The organism is Enterococcus sp. BSD2780061688st2 D3, from assembly GCF_005844145.1.
GTDB lineage: Bacteria > Bacillota > Bacilli > Lactobacillales > Enterococcaceae > Enterococcus_B > Enterococcus_B durans.
The window spans coordinates 1-5,322 of the sequence record NZ_SPHN01000041.1; the positions used below are offsets into that span (position 1 = coordinate 1).

At 32.8% G+C, this 5,322-nt stretch carries 5 protein-coding genes; all 5 read left to right on the top strand.

The genetic code is table 11. The features are described 5' to 3' along the window. On the top strand, positions 1-2,123 hold a 2,123-nt coding region (locus tag FGQ66_RS14680), incomplete at its 5' end, for a VirB4-like conjugal transfer ATPase, CD1110 family (RefSeq protein ID WP_230315322.1). 671 nt (positions 2,124-2,794) lie between these two features. Then, positions 2,795-3,967: a phage tail tip lysozyme gene (locus FGQ66_RS15895; protein ID WP_412766606.1), complete on the top strand. Its 1,173-nt coding sequence runs from the start codon at positions 2,795-2,797 to the stop codon at positions 3,965-3,967. Between the two features lie 58 nt (positions 3,968-4,025). Next, positions 4,026-4,616, top strand: a complete 591-nt coding sequence (locus FGQ66_RS14690) for a hypothetical protein (protein WP_249361106.1) — start codon at positions 4,026-4,028, stop codon at positions 4,614-4,616. After that, complete coding sequence (locus tag FGQ66_RS14695; RefSeq protein ID WP_010722089.1) at positions 4,609-4,983, top strand: thioredoxin domain-containing protein; 375 nt, start codon at positions 4,609-4,611, stop codon at positions 4,981-4,983. Before FGQ66_RS14690 ends, FGQ66_RS14695 begins: the two co-directional genes overlap by 8 nt. Then, positions 4,983-5,216, top strand: coding sequence for a DUF4315 family protein (locus tag FGQ66_RS14700; protein ID WP_002332882.1), 234 nt, complete (start codon positions 4,983-4,985; stop codon positions 5,214-5,216). The genes FGQ66_RS14695 and FGQ66_RS14700 overlap by 1 nt, the downstream gene beginning before the upstream one ends. Positions 5,217-5,322 lie beyond the last annotated feature (106 nt).

The following is a 5,322-nucleotide window of genomic DNA, read 5'->3' on the forward strand; positions in this document are numbered from 1 at the left end:
TCGAGAATCAGTCTTCACGTAACAAAAGTGCACAAAGTTATCTGGCAAAAAGTGCACAATTCTACTTGACAGTTACAGATGTATATCGAAAAGAAATGAATCATATGATATCTAATAAGATTAAATATGGGAATAGTAGTTTACAAAAAGAAAAATATATTACTTTTAATCAAAGAGCAAAAACTTTAGAACAAGCTATACCAGCTTTAAATAGACTTCAAGGCGATTTAGAAGATCAATTTAGCGAAATGGGGTGTGAAGTAGAAGAACTGTCAGGAATTGAGCGCCTAAGGGTTGTCAATGATATTTTACGTCCCAATAAAAAACTTCATTTTGAATATGAGGATTTGCTTTTCAGCGGCTTAACTACACATTCAGCAATTGCGCCAGATAGTTTTGATTTTAAATATCGTAAGGATCGTTTCAAGATGGGAGATTATTACGGTCAAGTTTTGTATCTTCGTAATTATCCTGCTGAACTTTCGGATAAATTAATTACTAATATCACAGATATCCCTACTAATTTACAGATTACTTTGCATATTGAGCCTTTAGATCAACAAAAGGGATTAGATTTAGTAAAAACAAAATTATCATTTATGGAGCAACAAAAGATTGATGAACAGAAAAAAGCGGCTAGAAGTAATTATGATCCTAACTTGATACCAATGGAATTAAGAAGAAGTATGGACGAAGCACAAGAATTGTTGGATCAAATGCAAGGAGACAATGAAAAGCTCTTTTCTTTTACTTTTTTAGTGATGGCGGTTGATAAAGATGAAAGAAAGCTTGATGACACAATTGAGCAAATTTTAACTGCAGGTCGGAAAAATGACTGCGAGTTTGCAAAGTTAAATTATCTTCAAGAAGAAGGTCTAAACTCTACGCTTTTATGGGGAAACAATTTTGTCCCTATACATCGAACATTAACAACTGCTAGTACTGCTGTATTTATTCCTTTTACTGCACAAGAACTTATGCAGCCAAATGGGAAATACTACGGTTTAAACTCAGTAACAAAAAACTTAGTGACGTTAGATAGAAGAAAACTAAAAGCTCCTAATGGTTTTATTTTAGGTACTCCGGGTAGTGGAAAATCTTTTGCTACTAAAAAAGAAATGACAGCTGTTTTACTGAGTGATCCCGATGCTGAAGTAATAGTAATTGATCCTGAAAGAGAATATACACCTTTAGCAGAAGCTTTAAATGGAGAGGTTATTCAGATATCCGCAGGATCAAAAAATCATGTGAATCCGATGGAAATTAATAATGACTATGCAGATGATGATGATCCAGTCATTTTAAAGACTGACTTTGTGTTATCTCTTTGCGAAATGTTGGTAGGGGGGAATATTGGTCTTAGTCCGACTCAAAAAACTTTAATTGATCGTTCATGCCGATTTGCCTACAAGAAATATTTTGAAAATGGATCTGGAATGCCTACTTTAAAAGATTTTTCTAATATTCTTAAGGATCAGCCTGAAGATGAAGCAAGACAATTAGCAGTAGAGCTTGAACTTTATACTGAAGGATCATTATCAGTGTTTTCCCACCAAACCAATGTTGATACGAGCAAACGTTTTATCGTATTTGATGTAAAAGATTTAGGAAAACAATTGCGATCAATGGGCATGTTGATTATTCTAGATCAAATTTGGAATCGTATCACAAGTAATCGAAATGCAGGACGTCGGACATGGGTATATATTGATGAAATTCAGCTTCTTTTTTCAAATGAATACGCAGAGAATTACTTTTTTGAATTATGGTCAAGAGCAAGAAAATGGGGGGCAATTCCTACAGGTATCACCCAGAATGTGTCTACGCTTCTTTCTTCATTAAATGCAGAACGTATGCTATCAAATAGTGATTTTGTTCTAATGTTAAATCAATCCCAACGTGATCGAGAAAGACTAGGCGAATTGTTACACATTTCTAGCCGTCAGAAAAAATATATTACGAATGCCAAAGAAGGTGCAGGATTGATGTATGCGGGCGATTCTATGATTCCACTTTATGATGAGTTTCCAAAAGATACTAACTTATATAAAGTGATGTCAACTAAGATTGAGGACGTGTATAAGTATCAAAATGAGCAAAGAGAACAAGGTACTACAGTATGAACACAGATTTTCGAGAACGGATTATCCGAAAACAAAGGACAGCAAAAAAATTTGTAGTAAATCGAGATAATAATCAGTTTAAGAAAAAAATTGTATCTACTGACCATACAAAACGAGCTAAGAAAGCTAATCATAGTAGAAAAATAAAAAGTAGTCGGGGCACTTCCTATTTAATAAAAAAAGATTCAGCAAAAAATGTAGTCAAAGATGTTAACTCTAAAGCACAAAAAAATGGTGTTGAACAGGGGAATGCAACTGCTGAATTAGAAACGAGTAAAACAATAGGACGTGGGATAAAAAATAGCACTAAGGCAACAAAAACAGTGGCTAAAACTACAACTAAAGTTACTAAAAAAAGTAAAGAATTGATTCAAACAAAGGCTTCAAAAAAAGAAGTTTTAACTGTTGTTAAAAAAGGAAGTAAAAAAGGTCTCGTAAACACAAGCAAAGCTGCAAAAGATACAGTAATAAATGAAATCCAAGAGTTTAGAGGTGATTCAGAATCTCAAGGGATTAATGAAGCGATTCAATTAAAAGATTTCATTGATACAGGTATCAGTGGTGCTAAAAAAACAAAAAAAGCAGCAAATACTGCTAAAAAAAGTAGTAAAGCACTAACAAAATTTGGTAAATCAAGTTACAAATATACACAAAGAATTGCTGAAATAGGCATACGTAGAGTTCAACAAGTTCTATCAAAAGAAGTAGCAAAAGCACTCATTGCTAAATTAGCGATTCCACTAACTTTAGCAGTGCTTATATTATCAATTGTTACGGCTGTAATTTCAACTGTTAACATTTTTAATTTCGGAGCAGGCGACTGTGATACTAGTGCTAACTATGACAATATAACTACCAAAGATATAGAGTCAAATGCTAAAAGTATTTACTCAATTATTCGTAAAGAAATACCTGAATCCACCCCTCAAGGGATTTCTGGAGCATTAGGAGCTATGCAATTTGAATCTCAATTGAATCCAAGTGCAGTTAATCCAAGCTCAGGTGCGACAGGAATTGCCCAGTGGTTAGGTTCTCGTTTAACCTCTTTAAAAGAATTTGCACACAAAAAAGGAAAGAAGGAAACAGATTTAGGTGTTCAAGTAGAATTTCTGTTATCTGAATTAAATAATTCATATTATCAATCTAGCAAAAAAATATTAGCAATGACAGATGTTCATGAAGCATGCAAGGAGTGGGTCATGAAGTTTGAAGGATTATCTCAAGACTCTAGCCAATGGTATTTGGATCAAAGAAACTCTTATGCTGATCATTGGTACGCAACTTTAGGGACGAGTGATCCAATTGCTGAAGGTACCATTAGTAATGGTGCGGATAGCGAATTAAATACGCTTACTTGTGATTTAGAATCTGATGGTGGCGATATTATGGAAATTGCTAAGAGTTGGCTAGGTTGGTTTCACTATGATCAGATACACCCTGCTCCTGATTTAGGAACAGATTTAAAAAATCCTAATAAAAATGGAAGAACTGATTGCTCTGGTTTTGTTTGGCTAGTTTTAAATAAAGCTGGGTATAAAGTACCTGCAAATATGCAATGGTTTACTGGATCAATGGCAAGTGACGCTAGAGGATCACACCAATATTTGAAGCAAATTTCAGAGACAGAAGCAAAAGCAGGCGATATTGTTATTGTTAATCAAGGCGCTGGAGCAGGTAGTAATGGACACACAGGAATTTTGACTGAAAAGTGGAGAGGTAAAGATACCAAAATCATTCAAGAAGGTGGAAATGGCGATAGTGTAAATATTGAAGCTTTTGGTACGTCCTTTATGAGCTTATTAGATGGTGGCGATGTTGTATTAGCACGTCCTATAAAAAAATAATTAGAGGGGAGGAAGTACTTTGCTCAACAGAAAATCAGCTACTATAACTATATTTGTATTGATCGTATCAGTATTTTCTTTATCCATTGGATTAAATATTAAGCAAGAGTTAACTGTAAAAACTGCAAATTCTAAAATAGCTGCTTTAGAAAAGAAAAACGATATTTTAAAAAGAGAAACGAAAGACCAAAAGAGCCGAATTAGTAAACTTGAAGATGAAAATAATAAAATGATTGAAACACAAATAGTCAATAAAGATGGTGATGTCTACAAAGAATTTACAAACATTGCTACTAAATACTTTAAGTCAAGATTTAATTATGATCCCAAAACATACAAAGAAAGTAAGGAAAACGTAAGAGATTTGATTTCTGAAGAGTTGTATAAGAAATTTTCGGAGAATCAGCTAACTTATGGAGATTCTAATAATGTGAGTTCTCGATTAGATAATTTAGAGATATATAGTGGTTCATTAATTAACCAAAAAACTATTACTGGTCTTTTGATTGTTGACTATGAAAGCAAATTAGGAGAAACTGACTGGTTTAAAAATTCAGAAATCTATACTGTTCAGTATGATATTCATGCGAAGAAATTGACTAAAATACAAAGCTTGGGGTCAGTTTTAAGGGGAGATATGATTGAATAAAAAAATTTTTTCTATTTGTGTCTTAATTTTTACTGTGTCTATCATATTTTTAGCAGATCATTCTTATATCAAATATATAGAAGCACAAAATGATCCAGTCTATTTAGATGAATCAAATCAAGAGAAAATAGTTTTCTACAGAAACGATTGTAGAGACTGTGAAAAGATCATGCCTTACCTGATACGTCACAATTTTTTATACCATGACTTAACTTTTGTTAACATGAATAACAAAGAAAATAAACGTTATATTAAGGAGTATGGTTTGACTTCCGTTCCTACAATCATTTCCCTTAAGCAGCGTTATGTAGGTACAGATATAAGTAAAATAAAAACATTAGTTATGTCAAAAGGAGATGATTTCTGATGGCAAGAAAGAGCTTAACAGAACGTATTCAGCAGAAGAAAGAAGAAGCAACAAAGCTTGAAAAGAGGATTCAAGAAGATCAATATAAGCTAGAAAAACTAACAAAGCAAATTAGAGATTTAGAAGCAGAACAGGTTTTAGCGATTCTTGATAACCATAAGCTTAGTGTGAAAGATTTGAATAAAATACTAAGTAAACAGCCTGATAACAATAATTTTATCAACCATAATTAATTAAATATATATCTTTTTAATTGATATAAGATAAAGTCCATATAATTGTGTAAAAGATAAAAGGCCATGTAACAGCCCTTTTACGGTACAATGTTTTTAACCACAA